Annotated in this window: 15 protein-coding genes; 12 read left to right on the forward strand and 3 right to left on the reverse strand. The window is 44.9% G+C overall.

The annotated features are described in order from the left end of the window. Positions 1-78: 78 nt before the first annotated feature. From DWX84_RS14035 to metH, 11 genes are all read left to right on the forward strand, one after another. Positions 79-2,316 (forward strand): TonB-dependent siderophore receptor, encoded by a 2,238-nt coding sequence (locus DWX84_RS14035; RefSeq protein ID WP_121961074.1) that lies wholly within the window; start codon positions 79-81, stop codon positions 2,314-2,316. Between the two features lie 164 nt (positions 2,317-2,480). Then, positions 2,481-2,831 carry a cation transporter gene (locus DWX84_RS14040; protein WP_022193096.1) on the forward strand — a complete coding sequence of 117 codons (351 nt, stop codon included), beginning with the start codon at positions 2,481-2,483 and terminating at the stop codon, positions 2,829-2,831. A gap of 168 nt (positions 2,832-2,999) precedes the next feature. Further along, positions 3,000-3,527 carry an RNA polymerase sigma factor gene (locus DWX84_RS14045; protein WP_005865183.1) on the forward strand — a complete coding sequence of 176 codons (528 nt, stop codon included), beginning with the start codon at positions 3,000-3,002 and terminating at the stop codon, positions 3,525-3,527. Positions 3,528-3,533: 6 nt separating this feature from the next. Next, positions 3,534-4,802 carry a porin family protein gene (locus tag DWX84_RS14050; RefSeq protein WP_005865185.1) on the forward strand — a complete coding sequence of 423 codons (1,269 nt, stop codon included), beginning with the start codon at positions 3,534-3,536 and terminating at the stop codon, positions 4,800-4,802. Positions 4,803-4,857: 55 nt separating this feature from the next. After that, positions 4,858-5,631, forward strand: coding sequence for a hypothetical protein (locus DWX84_RS14055; protein WP_005865187.1), 774 nt, complete (start codon positions 4,858-4,860; stop codon positions 5,629-5,631). Between the two features lie 128 nt (positions 5,632-5,759). Then, positions 5,760-6,521, forward strand: coding sequence for a hypothetical protein (locus DWX84_RS14060; protein ID WP_121961073.1), 762 nt, complete (start codon positions 5,760-5,762; stop codon positions 6,519-6,521). Between the two features lie 5 nt (positions 6,522-6,526). Beyond that, on the forward strand, positions 6,527-7,276 hold the full coding sequence (locus tag DWX84_RS14065; RefSeq protein WP_121961072.1) for a hypothetical protein: 750 nt from the start codon (positions 6,527-6,529) through the stop codon (positions 7,274-7,276). Positions 7,277-7,309: 33 nt separating this feature from the next. Further along, on the forward strand, positions 7,310-7,876 hold the full coding sequence (locus tag DWX84_RS14070) for a YIP1 family protein (protein WP_005865193.1): 567 nt from the start codon (positions 7,310-7,312) through the stop codon (positions 7,874-7,876). 14 nt (positions 7,877-7,890) lie between these two features. Further along, complete coding sequence (gene smpB / locus DWX84_RS14075; protein WP_005855460.1) at positions 7,891-8,352, forward strand: SsrA-binding protein SmpB; 462 nt, start codon at positions 7,891-7,893, stop codon at positions 8,350-8,352. 6 nt (positions 8,353-8,358) lie between these two features. Beyond that, positions 8,359-9,318: a nucleoside recognition domain-containing protein gene (locus DWX84_RS14080; RefSeq protein ID WP_005855462.1), complete on the forward strand. Its 960-nt coding sequence runs from the start codon at positions 8,359-8,361 to the stop codon at positions 9,316-9,318. Beyond that, entirely contained in the window at positions 9,311-13,003 is a 3,693-nt protein-coding gene (gene metH, locus DWX84_RS14085; RefSeq protein ID WP_121961071.1) for a methionine synthase, read from the forward strand. Before DWX84_RS14080 ends, metH begins: the two co-directional genes overlap by 8 nt. Before the next feature lie 119 nt (positions 13,004-13,122). On the opposite strand, the gene DWX84_RS14090 is transcribed toward metH, so the two are convergent. Genes DWX84_RS14090 through DWX84_RS14100 form a run of 3 tightly spaced genes read right to left on the reverse strand, consistent with a single transcriptional unit; the run spans position 13,123 to position 19,433 of the window. After that, positions 13,123-14,679: a M81 family metallopeptidase gene (locus DWX84_RS14090; protein ID WP_005855465.1), complete on the reverse strand. Its 1,557-nt coding sequence runs from the start codon at positions 14,677-14,679 to the stop codon at positions 13,123-13,125. Positions 14,680-14,713: 34 nt separating this feature from the next. After that, positions 14,714-16,225 (reverse strand): RagB/SusD family nutrient uptake outer membrane protein, encoded by a 1,512-nt coding sequence (locus DWX84_RS14095; protein WP_121961084.1) that lies wholly within the window; start codon positions 16,223-16,225, stop codon positions 14,714-14,716. Between the two features lie 13 nt (positions 16,226-16,238). Further along, positions 16,239-19,433: a TonB-dependent receptor gene (locus tag DWX84_RS14100; RefSeq protein ID WP_172618159.1), complete on the reverse strand. Its 3,195-nt coding sequence runs from the start codon at positions 19,431-19,433 to the stop codon at positions 16,239-16,241. Between the two features lie 905 nt (positions 19,434-20,338). Here DWX84_RS14100 and DWX84_RS14110 point away from each other — a divergent pair. Further along, a complete protein-coding gene (locus tag DWX84_RS14110) occupies positions 20,339-21,271 on the forward strand; it encodes a site-specific integrase (RefSeq protein WP_005865208.1) in 933 nt (310 codons plus the stop codon). Positions 21,272-21,623 lie beyond the last annotated feature (352 nt).

Here is a 21,623-nt window from a genome sequence, read left to right on the forward strand (position 1 = left end):
CCCTTTGGTTTTTTAAGGTAGGGGATGCTCTATCCCTGCGGAAACTGTATTTAACGATTCAATCAAATAACAACTATCATGTTAAGACAATTATATCTGATATTTTTACTGCCCTGTTTGACTTTTACTTTGACTTGGGCCGAGGATTCCGGCAAGAAAGTGAAAGGACGTGTATGTGATGAAAACAAACAACCTATTATCGGTGCAAATGTATATTGGGAAGGAACCCAAAATGGAACCACGTCCGATGTGGATGGAAATTTCGAGTTAGAACGAAAAGGTGACTCCAAGAATCTGGTGGTTAGCTATATCGGTTATATGACTGAGGTCACCCCTGTGGATGAGAAGGACGATGCTATGCAGATTTTCTTAAAAGGTGAGATCGCCTTGGATGAGGTCGTGGTTAGTGAGCGCAAGATGGGAACCATCGCTTCCCGTACGAGCGTATTGCAAACTCAGAAAATTACGTACGATGAGATTTGCCGTGCGGCCTGCTGTAATCTGGCGGAGAGCTTTGAGACAAATCCGTCTGTCGATGTATCGTACTCGGATGCGGCTACAGGTGCCCGGCAAATTAAGCTGTTGGGATTGGCGGGAACCTACGTACAAATGTTGACCGAGAATTACCCGAATTTCCGGGGGGCCGCTTCCTTATATGGGCTGGATTATGTTCCGGGAGCTTGGATGGAAAGTATTCAGGTGTCTAAAGGAACCTCTTCGGTTAAGAATGGGTATGAGGCGTTGGCCGGACAAATCAACGTGGAATTCAAGAAGCCCCCTACGGCGGATATTTTCTCTGCTAATGTGTTCGCTAGTGATGCCGGACGTTATGAAGGGAATGCGGATGCTTCTTGGCATATCAACGACAAGCTCTCTACCGCTTTATTGGTACACTACTCGAATGATAAAATGCAACATGACGGTAATGACGATGGTTTTCTCGATACGCCGCTAAGGGAACAGGTGAACGTAATGAATCGTTGGTATCATAAATTGGATAAATACGTGGCTCAATACGGAGTTCGCTATCTGCATGAGAGCCGTACCGGTGGGCAGGATACGAAACACCATGATTTCACCGACCCGTATCGGATTCATTTAAATACGAACCGGGCCGAATTATTTACGAAGCAGGCCTATATTATCGATAAGGAAAAGGTAGAGAGCGTGGCATTGATACTTTCCGGTTCTTATCATGAGCAAAAATCAAGATATGACCGTACGCCCTATAATGTATATCAGAATAATGTATATGCCAGTTTGCTGTATGAAAAGGAGTTTACGCCGATGCATAGCTTGAGTACCGGATTAAGTATGAACTATGATGGTTTCGACGAGAATCTGGTTCAATATGCGGGAGGAGAGTCGGTCCGTCATGCCTATGACCGTACGGAAGTCGTGCCGGGAGCTTATGCCCAATATACGTTCAATCTGAATGATAAACTGATCTTATTGGCGGGTGTACGTGCGGATTATAGTACGTTGTATGATTTCTTTGTAACCCCTCGTGTACATATTAAATATAATCCTTTTGACTGGTTCCATATCCGGGCTTCGGCAGGTAAAGGATTCCGGACAGCGAATGTGCTGGCAGAGAACAACTTTTTGTTATCCAGTAGTCGAAAAATGTATATCGCCGACAATCTGGATCAAGAAGAAGCGTGGAATACCGGTCTGAATCTGTCATTTTATATACCTTTGTTCGGGAAGGAACTGAGCTTGAGCGGGGAATGGTATTATACCGATTTCTTGAAGCAAATCGTGGTGGATATGGATAGTGATCCTCATGCGGTTCGTTTCTACAATCTGGATGGGCGTTCCTATTCGAATAGCTTCCAAGTGGAGGCTTCCTATCCTTTTTTCCGGGGATTTACGTTAACGGCCGCTTATCGTTATACGGACGCGAAGACCGATTACCGGAATGAGGAGGGTGTGGCGCATCGATTGAAAAAGCCGTTGGTTAGTGATTATAAAGGTTTATTGACCGCTTCTTATCAAACCCCGTTGAAAAAATGGCAGTTTGATTTGACCGGCCAGTTTAATGGAGGCGGTCGTATGCCGACACCGGATGCGTCTAATCCGTTATGGGAGCCGAATTTTAAGGCTTATACGGTTGTGAATGCGCAGATTACGAAATATTTCCGTCAATGGTCTATTTACGTGGGAGCGGAGAACCTGTTTAATTACAAACAACCGAATCCGATTATCGATGCCAGCAATCCCAGAGGGGATAACTTCGATGGATCTATGGTGTGGGGACCGGTGCATGGACGGAAAATTTATGCGGGTATCCGCTTTAATATAAGCAGGGATTGACACGTATATACGTATAAGCCCGTACGTATATACGTGTAGGCCTATGCGTATACTGGTGTGCCCCTACGCCTATATACGTGTAGCCCGATGCCTATAGTGGTGCTTTTCTTTTGGTAGATATGAATGGATAATTAGAACTGTTAATATTAAAAAAACAATTGATTATGAGACGATTAATTATGTTGCTATTTTGTGCCGTATGTACGGTATCGATGACATTCGCCCAAGAAGCGAAAAAGAAGAAGGACTCTGTGACATTCTTTATCGAAGCGATGGATTGTGATCACTGTATCAAGAAGATCGAGAAAAATATCGCTTTCGAGAAAGGAGTGACCGACTTGAAATGTGATCTGAGCACCCGTACGGCCATTGTGACTTACAAGACGGATAAGACTTCGAAGACCCGCTTGGCCGCGGCCTTCAAAAAGATCGGTATGGAAGCGGTTCCGGTAGATAATGGCGCCGGCTGTCCGGTACCTCCGGCGAAAAAAAGTGAGCATACTCACGCTCATTAACATGGAAATTCATAAGAACATCTTATCTTTGCAGATGTTCCGTGAGGGCGGGCCGGAGTGTCCGCCCTGTTTATGAAATAATTTTTCTACGGAATGCAGCGTTTGTTTAATTATTTACATCCTAATATTGTACAGTCTCCAGAAGGGAGACGTTCAAGGCACGACTGAATGAATGAGCTACAACTGATAGAGGGTTGTCGGAAGGGGGAGAGACGAGCTCAAAAAGAGCTTTATGATGCGTATTCCCGAAAAATGATGGGAGTTTGCCTTCGTTATGTGAACGACAGGGAAACGGCTCGTGATTTGTTGCAGGATGGCTTCGTGAAAATCTTTACCAGTATGGATTCCTATACAGGGAGTGGTTCATTTGAGGGGTGGATGCGGAAGATCTTTGTTAATTGTGCGTTGGAATATCTGCGAAAGTCGGATGTGTTGCGTGAAGCGACCGATCTTGACAATACGGCGGAACTGATTCAACCCGATAGTTCGGCTATCTCGGACATGTCGGCGGCTGAGTTGATGAATCTAGTGAAGGAGTTGCCGGTTGGCTTCCGTACCGTATTCAATATGTTCGCGATAGAGGGATATTCTCATAAGGAGATCAGTGAGATGTTGAACATAACAGAGAGTACTTCCCGTTCCCAATATACCCGTGCCAAGCAGTTATTACAACGTAGAATTAACGCATTGTATTGAGATAAGATGAGTAAAAAGGAAAGAGATATATGGGATGACGCGATCCGATCGAAGCTAGAGGATTTCGAGATGGATACGCTACCCGGCGACTGGGAGGCTATAGCCGATCGATTGCCCGGAAAGGCTCCGGTTCCTTTGCGTCGTACGCTTCGCTACTGGGTTGCCGCCGCCGTGATCTCCTTATTGGTCGTATCGGGTGGTATCTATTTATATGACAGGGAGATGGAAGATCTACCTATAGCCCAAGAAATACAGTCTTCACAAGAGTCGACATCCGTGGATACCCCGGTTGTTCCGGTAGAGAAAACGATGGAGCAAGCACCCGTATTAGCGACTATTCCTGCTGCTGCGGTCGTGAAGGCAAAAGCGGCATCTGGAGCGGTTAAAGTGGGAGCTAAGGCTAGGATGGCAGCGTTCCGGCAAAATGTAGAGAGCGCAGAGGATCGGCCTATTTCTGAGTCGGAGGTAATGTCTGCTGATATACCGGCGAATGAGAAAGATACCGTTGAGCCGGAGGTTGAAAGGAATAATGATGAGATAGTTGTTCTCAAGAATGATGTACTTGTCGCGGATGCTACTCCTGTTGCTAAAAAGAAGCCGGAGAAGACTGCGTCCCGGAAATGGGGGTTCGGTATGGGAGGTGGAGGTCTTTCTATGGGCGCTGATAATCTGGTCCCTCAGTATGTGACGAATAGCAGCGTGCTTAAGAGTGAGAATCTGATGAGCTTAAATTCGTTCGATGCGGAGAAGAAAGATCCTGCTAAGACGGATATTCATCATAAGACGCCTATTGGGGTGGGGATCTCAATTAGTCGTTATTTGAATAATCGTTTTTCTTTGCAGACTGGATTAACTTATTCTTACTTAAGATCGGAGTGGAGTACGAATAATACGTATCATATAGAGAATGATCAGCGATTGCATTTTATAGGAATTCCATTATCATTGACTTATAAGATCGCGGAATGGAATCGTTTTATGTTTTACGCCTCTGCCGGAGGTATGGCGGAAGTGAATGTCGCAGGCAAACGTAGAATGAAATTATTCTCGGATGAGGTAGAGATCGCAAAGCAAAGCGAACATATTCGAATGAAAGAATGGCTATGGTCTGTAAATGCCCGTGCGGGTGTAAGTTATCCGATTATCCGTTTTGTAAGCGCTTTCGCTGAGGTGGGAGCCAGTTATTATTTTGATAATGGTAGCGAGATCGAAACCATCCATTCGGAGAAGCCGTTTAACATGAGCCTTCAGTTCGGATTTCGTTTTGGTTTTTAATACTCGATAGATTAACAGTGTAAATACAAATACTTAAAAATAGAAAAATTGAATTATGAAAGCATTTAAATTAATTGGAGCAGCGGCGGCTGCGTCATTATTGTTGTTGACCTCTTGTCTTGGAGAATCGAATAATACGGTGACTCGTGCCGGCTTTGGTGTCGCAGGTCTTTCTGAAAAGACATATAAAACGGTACTGAATACAAATATGGGAGCATTATACTCTCCGTCTTTATCGGCACAAGTAGTTGACGGAGCTTGTTACTTGATCAACTATGAATTAGACCTAAATTCTCCGGAGAATGCGAATGCGGCGACAAATGGTTATTTAACAGCGACAATCTCTGTGGCAGATGAGATAACAAAAGGACAGCCAGTCTTTTATAATGTGCCAGATTCGGCCAGCTTACTTCAGAATGAGATACCTGTAAAAAACCTATTTAGCAATGGCGACTATGGGGTGTATGTAGACGGTTATTTATTCTTCTTTATAACAATGGATATGTTTAAGGATCAGAAAAATTCTTATACTTTATATTGGGATCGTTCAAAGGAGCCTACTATGGTGGATAATGTCCCGACATATGACTTGTTCTTGCGTGTCGCTAAAGTAGCGGACGGAACAGGTTCTGCTGCATCATCCATAGGAGAAGTCCGTGCGTTTAATGTTAAGTCTGTATTGGAGTCTGTGAATAGCGCTGAGGCTAATAAAGATTCAAAGTCTTTTAATCTTAAGGTCAATTATCTAAATACGATTAATGAAAAAGATAGTACGGATTTGAAATGGGCTTCTTATACCGTTCTATTCCAAGTCGTGAAAAACTCATAAAGAAATTAGTATAGAAGTTGAGGGCGTACCGATAAGAAGATTATCGATACGCCCTATTTTTTTGCCGTTTTTTTTATGTATATGGGTAAAGATCGTATCTTTGCGTACTTTAAGAGGAGTATTGTGAAATGAGATACAAGAATTTAATAGGTTTTGTCTGGGTGGCGGTTATCGTGAGTCTGTTTACTTCTTGCCTGAAAGACATAAATAACGTCTATAATCCGGGAACGACCGCCGCTGTGGTTCGTCAACATGGAGATAGCGCGTTGATGATGGCTAATACCCGGTTCGGCTGGATCTATGCGACGAAGCTGAGCTCATACTCAGAGGGTAAATGCTTGTTGGTGAGTTTTGATTATGATCCTAGCTTGCCGGAAAATACGGGTGCGGAACAAAAAGGGTATTATACGGTGACGATACAAGGGGAAACCGCCGTTAACCAGCAAAACGCTGAGAGTCCTCTTACGGATACGCATAAACTATTGACAAATGAGCAACCGATACTTGCGGTTAATCCGAACGACTCTGTTCTGTACGTCAAATTGGAAGATTATTTGTTTTTGCCTTCCGCCTGTTGGACAACAAAAGACCGGGCTTTAAATTGGCAACTGACTTATGATCCGACTCAACAACCAGTTGTTGAAAATCGGAAATCAATTTATTCCTTATATTTACGGGCTGCCGCTACGACCGGAAAGCCAGAGGATAAGGCAGAGGAGGCTATCGCGGTTATCAATGCCTTTAATCTGGCGAATTTTATCAAGGATATGCGAGAACAAGGTGGACGCGACGCGGATATGTATGTTCGGATTCATTATATCGATCAAATTAATCCGAAAGATAGTACCCAGTTTACATGGGGAGTAACAGATCCTTTACTTATAAACTAAAGAAGATGAGAAAGCGAATTTTATACGGCTTATTTTTATCCTTATTTTTCTTAATGACCTCTTGTATGGGGGATGGAAGTAATTCCATCAATTATCATCGAGTAGGAGTGATACGTGAGAATCCTATGCGATGTATCTACACGGCGGATGATCAAGGGGAGATCTTTATCGTCTCTTCCTCTGAGTTTGAGAATCGGACGGATTTGAAAGATGGCGACTGCTGTGTGGTTGATTTCAAGACGAATTTTAGCGAGGAATTGGGCAATGGTGTTTACAACGCTGAGATTTATAAGTATGATTCGGTCGCTGTATGGCCTTTGCATGAGACATTGACTGATACTACGGTTGTATTGGACAAGGAGCGTCTGGTTACGCTGGACTTTAAGAAAAGTATTTATTTGGAAGGACGTTTCTTCTTGCAAACCCAACATGTAAATCATCAGGTAGACCAAAAGGATATTTTCAATTTATCCTATAACCCTGATCAGGAGGTGGAAAAAGATGATGACGGACAACGGATCTATAACCTATATCTCCGGGTAACCCAAGAGGGGGGTACCGGCGATTCCACTAAATGGATCAATACGACCGCTTTTACGATCGATAAGTTTTTGGACCAAGCCAAAGCGATAGAGAGCAGGGAGGGGCAAAATGAGATAAACTTTAAAATAAATTATGCCGAACGCTATAATGCGGATACAACCGCATGTGTTTGGGGGGCTACCGACGTATTTACGTTGCGTTTTACGAATTAAATATATACTTTTGCTATTTAAAAGTAAACAGAGATGTATAAGGAGATATTTAGGTGGGTAATCGCTATCATCTCACAGCCGGCGAAGGCGTGGGTCTTGTTAGCGAAAAAAGGAGAGAAGCAGGAGGAGTTCTTATCCCGATTCGTGTATCCTTTGATCGGCTTCGTTACTGTCGCGGCTTTTCTGGGCGTATTGTTTACGCGGAAGGAGTTTGATTTAGAGCTGGCCTTGAAGTCGTCTATCCGGACATTGGTGTCCTCGTTCGGTGGTTTTTACCTCGGGGCTTATCTGATGAACGAGATATGGCAAGGTATATTTAAACGGGAGAAGGATTTGAAACTGTGGTTGCGCTTCGTCGGGTATTCCTCGTCGTTGATGTTCGCTTTGAATATCGTATTGATGTTGCTTCCCGAGTTTTTCTTCTTGCGGATATTTATCCTTTATACATTCTATATTGTTTGGGAAGGCGCTGGTCCGTATATGGGAGTCGAGGAGAAGATCCGCTTGAAGTTCGTAGGATTTACAACCGCCATTATATTACTGACTCCGGCAGTTATCGAGATTTTGTTATCGATGCTGATGCCCGGTTTGAGTTTTTGACAGAATAACACAAGATGAAGGAGAAGATTAGTAATAACATACAGATAAAGAATAAGCGGGCGACGTTCGACTACGAGTTGCTCGACACTTTTACGGCCGGGATCGTACTGACCGGAACGGAGATTAAATCGATCCGTTTAGGGAAGGCGAGTTTGGTAGATACGTTTTGTATCGTGGAAAAAGGGGAACTGTGGGTGAAGAATATGTACATCGCCGAATATTTTTACGGTACGTACAATAATCACAACGCACGGCGGGACCGGAAATTACTTCTTACCAAAAAGGAATTACGAAAGATCGAGGGTGCGGTTCGTGCTAGTGGTTTTACGATCGTTCCCACTCGTTTGTTTATCAATGAGAAAGGATTGGCGAAAGTAGTCGTCGCGATCGCACGAGGTAAAAAGGAATATGATAAGCGAGACTCCATCCGGGAACGTGACGACCGACGGGAGATGGATCGGGCTTTCAAACGATAAGTCGAGATGGAAACAGGGCAAGGCGTGATCGGTAGGGTTTGGGGATGTATCCTGAAAGCTCTGCCTAAAGCAGGCAAGACGTGTTTATGGCTGCTAAAGATTATTTTGCCTATTTCTTTATTGGTCCGTATATTGCAATATTCCGGAATATTAGGTCAGATCTCGGATTGGTTAGTGCCCGTGTTCTCGTTGGTGGGTCTGCCGGGGGAGACAGCCATTGTTTTTATAACCAGTATATTCTCCCCATTATATGCTCCGATCGCTTTGATCACCTCGATGTCTTTAGGAGTCCGTGAAGCTACGATATTGGCATTGATGTGCCTTACTTCCCATAATCTAATGGTAGAATCCTCCGTACAGGCAAAGACCGGGTCTTCTTTCTGGGAGATGACGCTGCTCCGTTTGATCATGAGTTTCGTGATCGCCTTTTCTTTGAATTGGGTAATGCCCCATGAAGGATGGGGACAGGTCGGGATCGCTCAAAGCGCGGCTGTATGCGATAATTGGTTGGAAGTATTCGTACTTTGGTTTACCAGCTCGATGAAGGTGGTGATTTCTATTTTGATAATTGTTACGGCTTTAATGATCCTTCATTATATATTGGAAGAGTTTAATCTAATGAAAGGATTGTCCTCGGTCTTTTCTCCACTGATGCGATTATTTGGCTTGCCTCAAGATGCCGCTTTTTTGTGGTTGGTAGGTAATGTGGTCGGACTGGCTTATGGCGGGGCTATTATGGTAGAGCAAATGGAGCAGAGGAAGTTGTCTTACGGTGACGGCAACTTGCTGAACCATCATTTGGCCGTGTGCCATTCCCTGTTGGAAGATACGATCATCTTTGCCGCGATAGGGGTACCCGTTCTTTGGGTGGTGCCTACCCGTCTGTTTTTCGCCATCGCTGTGGTATGGATCCTCCGGGGATATAGTTATATGTACGCAAGAAAGGTAAAACATATTTATGAATAAGGAACGATTTCTGCGACTCTTGAATGAGCGCATTTTGATCTTGGATGGTGGTATGGGTACCATGATCCAAAGTTTCAAACTAAACGAACAAGATTACCGAGGCGAACGTTTCGCCGATTTTCCGAGACAGTTGAAGGGGAACAATGATTTATTGTGTATCACCCGCCCGGATGTAATCCAGTCTATTCATCGTCAGTATTTGGATGCGGGAGCGGATATCTTCGCTACGAATACGTTTAACGCGAATGCTATTTCCATGGCAGATTATGCGATGGAGGCCTATGTACGTGAGATAAATCTGGCCGCCGGCCGATTGTCGAGGGAAGTGGCGGATACCTATATGGCAGAGCATCCGGATCGTACGATCTTCGTGGCCGGATCGATCGGTCCTACCAATAAGACAGCTTCCATGAGTCCGGATGTAAGCGATCCCGCTTATCGTGCCGTAACTTATAAAGATTTGTATAATGCCTACAAGGAGCAAGTCGAGGGACTTGTTGATGGCGGGGTGGATATCATCCTTTTCGAGACTACTTTCGATACGTTGAACGTAAAAGCGGGATTGGAAGCGGCTGAGGTCGTGTTGAAAGAGAAAGAAAAAGACCTGCCGATTATGTTGTCTTTGACTTTGTCTGCGCAAGGTGGACGAACATTTTCCGGACAGACTTTATTGGCCTTCTTAGCTTCCATACAGCATACACATATTGTTTCGGTTGGCTTAAACTGCTCTTTCGGAGCGGCGGATATGAAGCCCTATTTACAAGAGTTGGCGAAGTATGCCCCCTATTATATCAGCGCTTATCCGAACGCCGGATTGCCGAATAGTTTTGGTACCTATGACGAGACGCCGGATAAAATGGCCCAACATGTGAAGCCTTTTGTGGAAGAGGGATTAGTGAACATTATCGGAGGCTGTTGCGGAACGACTCCAGCGCATATCTCCCGGTATCCGGAGTTGGTGAAAGGAGCTAAACCGCATATCCCGGCTCCGAAACCGGATTGCCTGTGGCTGTCGGGCTTGGAACTGCTGGAGGTGAAACCGGAGAATAATTTCGTGAACGTGGGAGAGCGTTGTAATGTGGCCGGTTCTCGGAAATTCTTACGCTTGATAAAAGAAGGCAGTTATGAGGAAGCGTTGACGATCGCTCGTAAGCAAGTGGAGGATGGCGCCCAAGTGATCGATATCAATATGGACGATGGTATGTTGGATGCCGTGAAAGAAATGAAGACATTCTTAAACTTGATCGCCTCCGAACCGGATATTGCCCGTGTACCCGTCATGATCGATTCTTCTAAATGGGAAGTGATCGAGGAAGGCTTGATGTGCGTGCAAGGAAAGAGCATCGTGAATTCCATCTCCTTGAAAGAAGGAGAGGAGGTCTTCCTTAAACATGCCGCCCGTATTAAGCAACTGGGTGCGGCTGCGGTCGTGATGGCTTTCGACGAGAAGGGGCAGGCGGATACCTATGAAAGAAAGATTGAGATTTGTGAACGGGCCTATCGCCTATTGATCGAGAAGATCGATTTCAATCCCCAAGATATTATTTTTGACCCGAACGTATTGGCGATCGCTACCGGTATGGAGGAACATAATGGCTATGGTCTGGCGTTTATCCGTGCCGTTGAATGGATCAAGAAGAACTTGCCGGGTGCGAAGGTGAGTGGTGGTGTAAGTAATTTATCTTTCTCTTTCCGGGGGAACAATCATGTACGCGAGGCTATGCATTCCGTATTTCTATATCATGCGATCGGGAAGGGGATGGATATGGGTATCGTGAATCCGTCTACCTCCGTACTTTATGAGGATATAGAGCCGGAGTTCCGTACCTTGTTGGAAGACGTGATCTTGGCACGCCGTCCGGAAGCTGCCGAGGAATTAATTACTTATGCTCAAAATTTACATGTTCAAGCTTCCGGAGAAACTCCGGAGAAGCATGAGGCTTGGCGTGAGCTTTCATTGAAGGAGCGTTTGGAACATGCCTTAATCAAAGGGATCGGAGACTATTTGGAGGACGATTTACAAGAAGCCTTGCGGATTTATCCGCATGCCGTGGATATAATTGACGGTCCGTTAATGAGCGGAATGAATAAGGTCGGCGAGTTATTCGGTGCCGGAAAGATGTTTCTCCCTCAAGTCGTGAAGACCGCACGTACGATGAAAAAGGCCGTGGCTATTTTACAACCGGCCATTGAATCTGAAAAGAAAGCTTCCGGCTCCGCGAAGGCCGGTAAAGTGATTTTCGCTACGGTAAAAGGGGATGTACATGATATAGGTAAGAATATCGTCTCTATCGTATTGTCTTGTAATAACTACGAGGTGATTGATTTAGGGGTAATGGTTCCCGCAGATGTGATCATAAAGAAAGCGATCGAGGAGAAACCGGATCTGGTTTGCTTATCCGGCTTGATAACCCCTTCTTTAGAAGAGATGGCGCATGTCGCAGACGAGATGCAGAAAGCGGGACTTACGATTCCTATGATGGTGGGTGGCGCTACGACCTCCAAATTGCATACGGCGGTGAAGATCGCTCCGCATTATGATTATCCGGTGATTCATGTGCTGGATGCCTCACAGAATCCGTTGATCGCCGCCAAACTATTGAATCCAGATACCCGTGACGCTTATATCAGGGAGTTGGAACAAGAACAAGAAGCCTTGCGTGCCTCTTTAGGGCAGAAGAAAGAGACCTTGGCTTCTCTTTCAGAGGCTCGTAAGCATCCGATAGAAATAGATTGGACCGGGTATACACCGGTTGTTCCGGCCCGGATGGGGGTACATGTTATCCCTTATATCCCCTTGGAAGAAGTGATTCCTTATATCCACTGGACCTTCTTTTTTAGCGCATGGAAATTGAATGGCCGTTTCTCGGAAATCTCCCAGATACATGGTTGCGATTCTTGTCGTGCCTCTTGGTTGGCCGGATTCCCGGAAAAAGATCGTGCGAAGGCTACCGAGGCGATGCAATTATACAAGGATGCTGTTAGGTTATTGGATCGGCTGGTCAATATGAAGGTTGAATATTGTAAAGCGATTTACGGATTTTTCTCAGCGAATAGTGAAGGGGATACGATCCGAATGGGTGATATAGCGCTGCCTTTATTACGTCAGCAAGTAAAAAAAGAGGAAAATATTTATAAATGTCTTTCCGATTATGTAATACCGGTTTCCGAGGAGCGAACTGATTATGTAGGGGCGTTTGTCGTTACCGCTGGAGCTGGCGCTGATTGTTTGAAGGATAAATTTGAGGAAGAAGGCGATACCTATAATTCAATGTTGCTGCAAACCTTGACCGATCGCCTAGCGGAAGCTACAGCCGAATATCTTCATGAGAAAGTACGTAAAGAATATTGGGGATATGCTAAAGACGAATCCTTGTCTATCCCGGATCTTTACAAGGTGAAATACCAAGGAATCCGTCCGGCTATCGGTTACCCTTCTCTACCGGATCAATTATTGAATTTCACATTGGATGGATTGCTCGATATGTCGCGAATTGGTGTTTCGTTAACCGAGAATGGTGCCATGTATCCTACGGCTTCGGTTAGTGGGATTTATATTGCCCATCCCTCTTCTCAATATTTCATGATCGGTTCTATCGATGAGGAGCAGATGAGAGATTATGCGAGCCGCCGGAATTTAACGGAGGAGCAAGTCCGAAAGTTATTGAGTAGGAATATAGGATAATTTAGTAGCATCACTGCAACCCGGGTTGCAGTGATGCTGCAATGCCTGTGCAGTAATACTGCAACACCTATTGCAGTAACACTGCATAGGCATTGCAGTAAAAAATCGATCAATACGATCTATCTGCCATAGTAATGCTTGGCGGAAGGAACCATGATAACGTTCAATTCCGGATCAGCCATGTCTGGATCGATCGGGAACATCGGTCTCACGATATTCTTATAGGGAAGCTTCTTGAAGTCCTGATCCACGCCTCCCCTTGTAAAAGCCATCACCCAATCCGCTTGTATATTGTACCATTGGGTTACAAGGTAACCCTGTTTAACCATTACGATATCCATTTCCTTCGGGTCAATTCCTGAACCCTCTAGGTTTGGAGTGGGAGACGATGTGCCTACTACCACATAAACGCTTCCGGTCTTTACGATAGCGATATCTCTTTTCCGTCTCCATGATTCCGCGTTCTTGTCTTCTTCCGGACTGACATAAACCACGGTACCCGATAATTTCACGGGACCTTCGTAGGAATTATCGACCATGGCACCTACCATGCCTTCTACGTGTCCGCCTACGCCGACCTTACGTGCCTGCTTAACCACTTCTTCTCCCGGGATGGAGCAATAAAGAACGCTCTTTCCCTTATCAGTCTGGAATTCCGGACGCTTCAAGAGTCTCGCCAAAGTCCAAGTGACCTCGCCTGAGCCGCCTCCGCCGGGATTATCTCCCATATCACTGATAAAGAAAGGCTTCTTTTTGCTTGCTATTGCCAAATCGATACATTTCTCGAGCGAATATCCCGGAGCTTCCAGCGAGAACTGCTTACGGACATCCCAGAATTTCTGGGCGAGTTTCTTCGCCCCGGCTTTTACCTGTTCCTCATCGTCACCGTAAACCATCACGGTTCCTTGGTTCCGTGGGTTGTCTCCCCAAACATAACCGATCCAGATCCCTGCGTCTATCACTCCGGGCATGGCTTCAACCTCGGGAACCAATGCGTACAGCGATTTCGCAGGCTCGACACGGGTACTCGACCATTCGCCGGAAACTAGGACAGGAACAGCAACCCATGCCTTGTATGCCGGACGCCCTTTCCCTGATTCAAGACGTTCCAACAAATTGACAACCCCTCGCCGATGTGATTCACGAGAATCCGCATGCGGTGCTTGACGATAAGTCGTAATCAAATCGGAGTTGAGAGCTACCAACCAAGACGTATTTCCGTGAAGATCCATCGTGGTGGTAGTCAAGACATCGTTTCCGATCAAGCTACGCACCTTCTCCATGAATTCGCCCTCGGGATCGGCTACGCCTTCCACGCTACAAGCTCCGTGGTTATAAAACCAGAAAGCGTCATATGGCATATTGGCCTTGATCATCTCCAATGTTTTTTCCACAAACGCGTCGTACGATTCTTTTGTCACGGGGCCTCTTCCACCGCCATAGCCAATCTGCGTGGGAAGCCAAGTGGCCGCCTGTCCCATTGCGGAGTCTGGGCTGAGATAGTCCGGCATTCTTACGGGGTGTCCTACGAGCGGCTGCCTATTCGGGACGAACACGCTGTTTTCTATCTGTATACCGGCAATACCGATACGAGGTTTTTTCTTCTGTCCAAAGGCCTCTCCAACGAACGATACGGCCAAGAGACAGATTCCGAGCAATACTAAATTCCTTTTCATGCTATTATGATTTTTGCGAATTGTTATTTCCTTATTAATTAGTTATTAAACCGTCACTAATATCAATCTCGGTTTGAGGTATAGGCAATACTTCCGCACCGGTGCTGAAAGGAGTCTTAGCTCCAAATTCCGCCTTCTTGGTTCCGTTAAAGACTTTCTCGCCCCATCCTACACGTACCACGTCAAAGAACCGGAAACCTTCCATTCCGAACTCCAGATGACGCTCATTCATGATGTCTTCAAACAATTGGCTTCCTGTATGGTTCTTAGGAGCCAAGTTGACATGACTTCTTACCTCATTCAGATACTTTTGCGCATTAGCGATATCGCCGCTGAAATAACAAGCCTCGGCATAGTTCAAATATACCTCCGCAAGGCGGATAAGCCTGAGGTTCGTGGGTTGATTATTTCCCCTATTCTCCTCTCTTTGCCCGGGCGCGAGATATAGTTTGCGATTGTACCAACCGGTTCGGTCGTCCGTAACGGGTGCCACATCGCCTTTGGCTGCGGTCTCGATCTCTATGGCCTCTTCCGTGGAAAGGAGAGTGGTCTTCTTTCGTATGATATCCCCCTCGGCATCATAAGCGTCTGCCAAGGCCTGTGTAGGTTGTGCGCAACCGAAGCCGATCGTCATGTTTCGGGGCATAGACATCAGCACGTGACGGTTGCCGTTATTAACGCCATACCCGCTTTGGGTTGTGGAGGTATACATATTTACTTCAAGGATTGAAGAAGAGCAGTGCTCGCCGTCCAGTGAGAACTGCCAAGCGTAATCCTCCGGAGCGACCAAGCTATACTCACCCCCGCACTCATTCTGGAATTTCTCGAATGCCTTTTTTACCTCATCGTATTTTTTCTCATACAGATAAATACGTGTTTGCATGGCGATGGCCGCGCCTTTGGTAATCCTTCCCGCATAGCTTGACTCGTAGTTAGCCACCTCACTTTTCTTAGGTAATACGCTAACCGCATCGTTTAGGTCTTGCTCGATAACCGAGTATATCTCTTCGACAGACGCACGTCCGAGTCTCTCATGATCGAGATCCAAGACTCCCGTATAGCAAGGAACACCACCAAAGGTTTTCACAAGCTCGAAATAAGTATAGGCGCGAATAAACTTGGCCTCACCGATCATCTGTTCCCTGTTATATTTCGAGAATAGGGCATCGTCTGCCATTTCCATATCCCGTATAAACAAATTGGCCTTATTAATACATTGGTAAGAATACCGATATTTGTTCAAGATCTCGGTATGATCCGCTTGATACTGATAATTCTCCAGCAACGTGAAGGTTTGTGCGTCGTTCGAAGAACCGCTGTAGGTCGCGTCATTCGACAACACGTCGCCGAAACATTGCATTGACCATGTGTAACGGAAGTCCTTCATGACGGAATAGACAGCGGTCAGACGCAAGAAAGCTTGTCTTTCCTCTGATATCTCTCCAGCCTCCGGACTTCCTAACGGAGCTAAATCCAAATCTGCGCAACTGCTGAATCCTGTTAAAATCGCTAGTACGATTCCTATGATATATTTGTTTTTAAACATGACATTATAAATTTTAAAAAGTAACATTAATACCTCCGGTGAATGAAATGTTCTGAGGATAGATACCGTAATCTATACCTCTAGACAAAGAGCTGGACTGACCCACTTCCGGATCCATACCCGAGTAACTGGATATCGTAAACAAGTTCTGGCCGCTTACATAAAAACGTACTTTTTGTAGTTTTATCCTCTGCGTGAGAGAAGCGGGCAGGGTATAACCTAGCTGGGCGTTTCTCAAGCGGAAATAAGTCCCGTTTTCTACGTACATGTCCGAGAAGCGGTCATTGTCGTTTACGTCCGTAGCCGTCAGGCGAGGGATGTCCGTATTTGTATTATTTGGCGTCCAATAGTTCATTAACGCTCTATCCTTGTTCGTTATATCGTTCGGGAAGTAGGTGTAATAACGCATCGCATTAAATATTTGATTACCGATTGTTCCACCAAACTGCAAATTGAGGTCGAAACCTTTCCACGCCATACCCATGTTGATACCGTATATGATATCCGGAATAGGATTACCGATCATGCATCTATCACTCGAGTCTAATTTACCATCGCCGTTCGTGTCTACGAACAATACATCGCCCAATTCGGCATTAGGTTGGAAATCCGCCCGCTTAACGGCATTCAACTGTTCCTGTGTTTGGATAAGCCCGTCTGTCTTATAGCCCCAGAATGCGCCGATAGGCATACCTTCATTCGTATAGGTGAGGTACATGCTTCCGTTTCGGAATGGTCCATCGGAGATTGGTGTGCCACCATTCAATTTCGTCATGCGGTTACGGATGGTCGACATATTTACTCCCACGTTGTATTCGAAACCACTTTCGGTCTTGTCTCTCCACTCGAGATTCATCTCGATACCGCGGTTGTTCGCCTCGCCGATATTGGTGTAGGTGTTGCTGGCATATCCCATATAGATAGGCATAGGAGCGGCCAGCAGCATGTCCTTCGTTGTCTTGTAATAATACTCGAAGCTGAAGACCATGCGGGTGTTAAAGAAGCTTGCGTCAAGACCGATATTCAGAGATTCCGTGGTCTCCCATTTAATATCCGGATTGCCCAATCTGCTCACGGCAATACCTTGATACAAGGTCTCATTCTCTCTCGCTCCGAATAAAGCGCCGTATTGCGTACTCAATGACAGCAAACTACGATCCACATAATTGGTGATATTCTGATTTCCGATCTGTCCCCAGCCCCCGCGGAGTTTCAAGGAGGAAACCCATTCGGCGTTCAATTTCTGGAAGAACGGTTCGTTGTCGATTCTCCAACCTAGAGCGAACGAGGGGAAGTTACCCCAGCGATTCTTGGAAGAGAATTTAGAGGAGCCGTCTCGCCGGAAAGTGGCTGTAATAAGGTATTTGTTATTGTAATCGTAGTGTAGGCGGCCCAGATAAGACATCAAACCATATTCCGTAGCGCTATTGCTGGCCGTGGTCTTGTTCTTGTCCAGCGTAGCGTCTATATAATGCAGGTTATCCGACTCTCCGATAAGATCTCTCGCATTTACGCTCAAGGTTTCCTGCTTACCCCATTCGTTGGTATAACCTACGAGAGCGGATATGGAGTGCTTCTCGGCAAACGTTTTCTCATACGAAAGGGTATTCTCGAACGTATAGTAATGCCCTTTGGTCTGCGACTTCGATAAACTACTCTCTAAATTTCTTTGGCTTGAGGATACCTCATAGACAGGCGAGAAGGTTTTATTGTCTACCCTTCTGATTTCCGCTCCGAAGCTACTCTTGAACTTCAATCCTTTTATAATCTGCCATTCCCCATACATATTGCCGATGAAAGCAAGTTTCTCCCGTTGATTATCCCGATACATGATACTTGCCAATGGGTTATAGTAGTCAATATAAGGAGAGTAACCATATGAACCGTCTGCGTTTTGGGCGGGAGTTACCGGATCCAAACGGATTGCGTTACTTACGACACCATAGTCGGAGTCGTACACATTACTACTGTTGCGCTCACTAATACTTGCGTCGGTAGATCTCGCGATCGATGCGTTGGTACCCACTACCAAATGATCTTTGAGCACCGTTTTTTCCGTGCTTTGACGGACACTGAACCGTTCGTAGTTGGATTTCTTGATCGTTCCATCTTGGTTGATATAGTTCAAGCCCAGATTGAATTTATAGTCGTTCTCTTTACCACCGCTTATGCCGACACTGTAGTTATGCATAAAGGCCGTATGCGTAATCTCGTCCATCCAATTGGTGGAAACATTACGATTGACAAGGGCCAAGTTGATGGGAACGCTCCTCACTGTGTTCAACTGCTCCTGATAGTCGTACCATTCCGGACCTGACATCAAATCGAGATTATTCAATATTTTGTTCATACCCCAATATGCGTCGAGCGTAACGGTGGTTTTTCCAGCGGCGCCTTTTTTCGTAGTGATAAGGATTACGCCGTTCGCGCCACGGGAACCGTAGATAGCGGAAGCGGAAGCGTCTTTAAGCACCTCCATAGACTGTATATCCGATGTGTTCAGGTAGTTTATATCCGTCACGGGCATCCCATCCACGACGAACAATGGCTCCGCGTCGTTTACCGTACCGACACCTCTGATACGGATCGTGGCGGCGGAACCCGGAGATCCGGAACTGGAAGTGACGGATACACCGGTAGCCAAGCCTTGCAATGCGGTAGAAACATTGGCCACTGCTTGGCGAGCGATTTTCTCCTCGCTCACGGACGAGATAGCCCCCGTGATATCACTTTTCTTCATCGTACCGTAGCCAATCACTACCACCTCATCCAACTTTTGTGTGTCCTCTTGCAAGGAGATGCTTAAAACCGATTTATTGCCTACCGGAATCTCCTGGTTCATATAACCGATATAGGACACTTGCAAAATAGCGTCTTTGGCTACTTCCAACGTGAATTTTCCATCTATATCCGTTATTGTCCCGTTTGTTGTCCCTTTTACCATCACATTGGCGCCAATTATCGGCATACCGGTAGCATCAATCACGGTTCCGGTGATCTGACGGGTGTTTTGTTGCGGGGTGGATACGATTGATGGTTTCTCTATAATCATGATGTCGCTTTTAATGCGCATGTTTGGGGAGTGTACGGAAGCGTATACCCCTGTGGTAAAAATAAATAGCGGGATTGAGGTTAACTTCATGACTCTGCCCAATTTAGTTTTTGTGTTTAATCGGGGGTTAGGATTCCCCTTACAAATTTCATTCATACATTTGTAATGTTTTAGTGTTAGTATTAATTGATTTAAAGGCGTTTAGAAACTTGTTTGGCTGGATTATATAGCCATATCTTCCAGCCAGTTTCCTTGCTAGATATGGTTCATGATGGCTCCTGTTTCATAGGCTCTCCTTTCTTTAAGATTAACTTTAGTAAACTGAATATGTTTATTTGGTTGTTTGGTTTGCAATATTCGTGAAAAAAAACGACACCTGCAAGCAAGTCTCTGCTAATTTAATATTGTGTATTCAATCGATAGAAGTCATTAATACGGCTTAATTATGTCAATTTGTCATTTCTCTCTCCTTCTGCTTCTTGTATTTGAGATAGGATAGGGTGTGTGTGTATTATATGCGATTCTCTGGTAGTTAAGCCCTGACGAATAGAATGTGTATGAAGGAAAATACTTGCAGTTTGCCTTCTTTTTATCAATATCCGCCGAATTATTATATCTCTTGTTTCAGAAAACTAATAAATGCCTCCTGAATGATATTTGAAAATCAGTCGACTTTTTTGCCGTTCTAGAGCGCAAAGGCTCTATATAGTCTCGTTTTTCAGTGTACAAAAGATTGAGATTAGGAGTAGATCCCAGCTAAATTAGAGCAAGTGCCGGATAATCCGAACTAGATGCCGGGTAGATGTCGGTTATCTGACGGGAAATAGAAATTATAAGCCGACTAAATACATACAAGTTTAGGATATATCCTAAAAAATGTGCTGTTTTGGGTACTAAATTCCATAATAATCGGTTTAAAAGTAACTGTTTTGAAAAAGTCTGTGTTTGAAATATGTTTAAGAAGTTAACATTATGATAGTGTTTCGGTAATTCTTTTTGCATTCAGATAGTATGGTTACATTTGTCTATTCATTTCAAATATTATTAAAAAACAGAGAGATATGGATGAGAAAGGATTCGTGGAAGGGGTGAGAAGGTATATGTCCCAGTTACGAGAGGAAAAGCGTTATTCCTCCGCCAAAAGTTATCAGGATGCGTTGAACTCCTTTATAAAGTATAGTGGAACAGAGAACATTTCCTATTCGGATATCAATAAGGCCAATCTTCACCGATATGAGGCTTATTTGTTGGAAAACGATTGCATGCGTAATACGGTCTCCACGTATATCCGCCGTTTGCGTTGTATTTATAACAAGGCGGTGGAGAATGGTGATGCGGAATATATCCCCGGTTTGTTCCAAGGAGTTTTTACGGGAGTGGAGAGTAAGCGCAAGAAATCCCTATCCTTAGAGAACCAACATAAGTTGATGACGGTGAAGGTAGAGAGTGAGGTGCTAAGGGAGACACAACTGGTCGTTTGTTTGTTGTTTCAGTATGCAGGAATGTCGTTCGTGGACTTCGCCCACCTAAAAGAAAGGAATATCAAAAACGGGATATTGGACTATAATCGGCAGAAGACAGGCACACCGATGAGACTGGAAATCTTGGATACGGCAGAATTGATGCGCAAGGAATTAATGGGTGACAAGAAGCCGGCCTCAGGCTATTTATTCCCTTTTTTGAGTGGAACGAAGACGGGCTATGAGGCATATCTCGAATACAATGCGGCCCTATCCCGATTCAATCGAAATTTGAAGGCGTTGAAAAAGGCCGCTGGAATAGCATCGGATGTTACTTCTTATACGATCCGCCATTCCTTTGCCATGGCATTGAAAGAGCAAAATGTCCCTATAGAAATGATCAGTGAATTATTGGGGCATAAGTCTATCAAGACCACCCAGATTTATCTGAGAAGTTTCTCTTTAGAAAAAATGACAGAGGTGAATAGCACTTGCTTTGGTTGTGTCTATAATTATGTGTCGAAAGTGGGATGAGGCTACTTAGTGAGTAGCGTTTGTTTCACGCCGCAAATGTAGTAAAAAATAACAAAAAACAAGCAATCATTAGGGTTTGTTTGTGTTTCCAGTTGGATTCTCGTTAAATCTTCGTTCTTATTTCTGATGTATAGACATGGCAATAGAGACGAAATGGCCTCGTATTTCCGAAATCATCACGTCCCCCCCTAAAATCGAACATACATTCTTGTAGAGATGGGTATACCTCGTCTCATCCCCTCTAAAAGATGTTTTAAATTACTGTCAGACGGTGGGAGACGGAGCATGCTCCGTCTCTACAACTGAGTAATAACCATTCTCCCACCTTTTGCGCTACTCACTAAGTAGCCTA

The organism is Parabacteroides sp. AF21-43 (assembly GCF_003635435.1).
GTDB lineage: Bacteria > Bacteroidota > Bacteroidia > Bacteroidales > Tannerellaceae > Parabacteroides > Parabacteroides distasonis.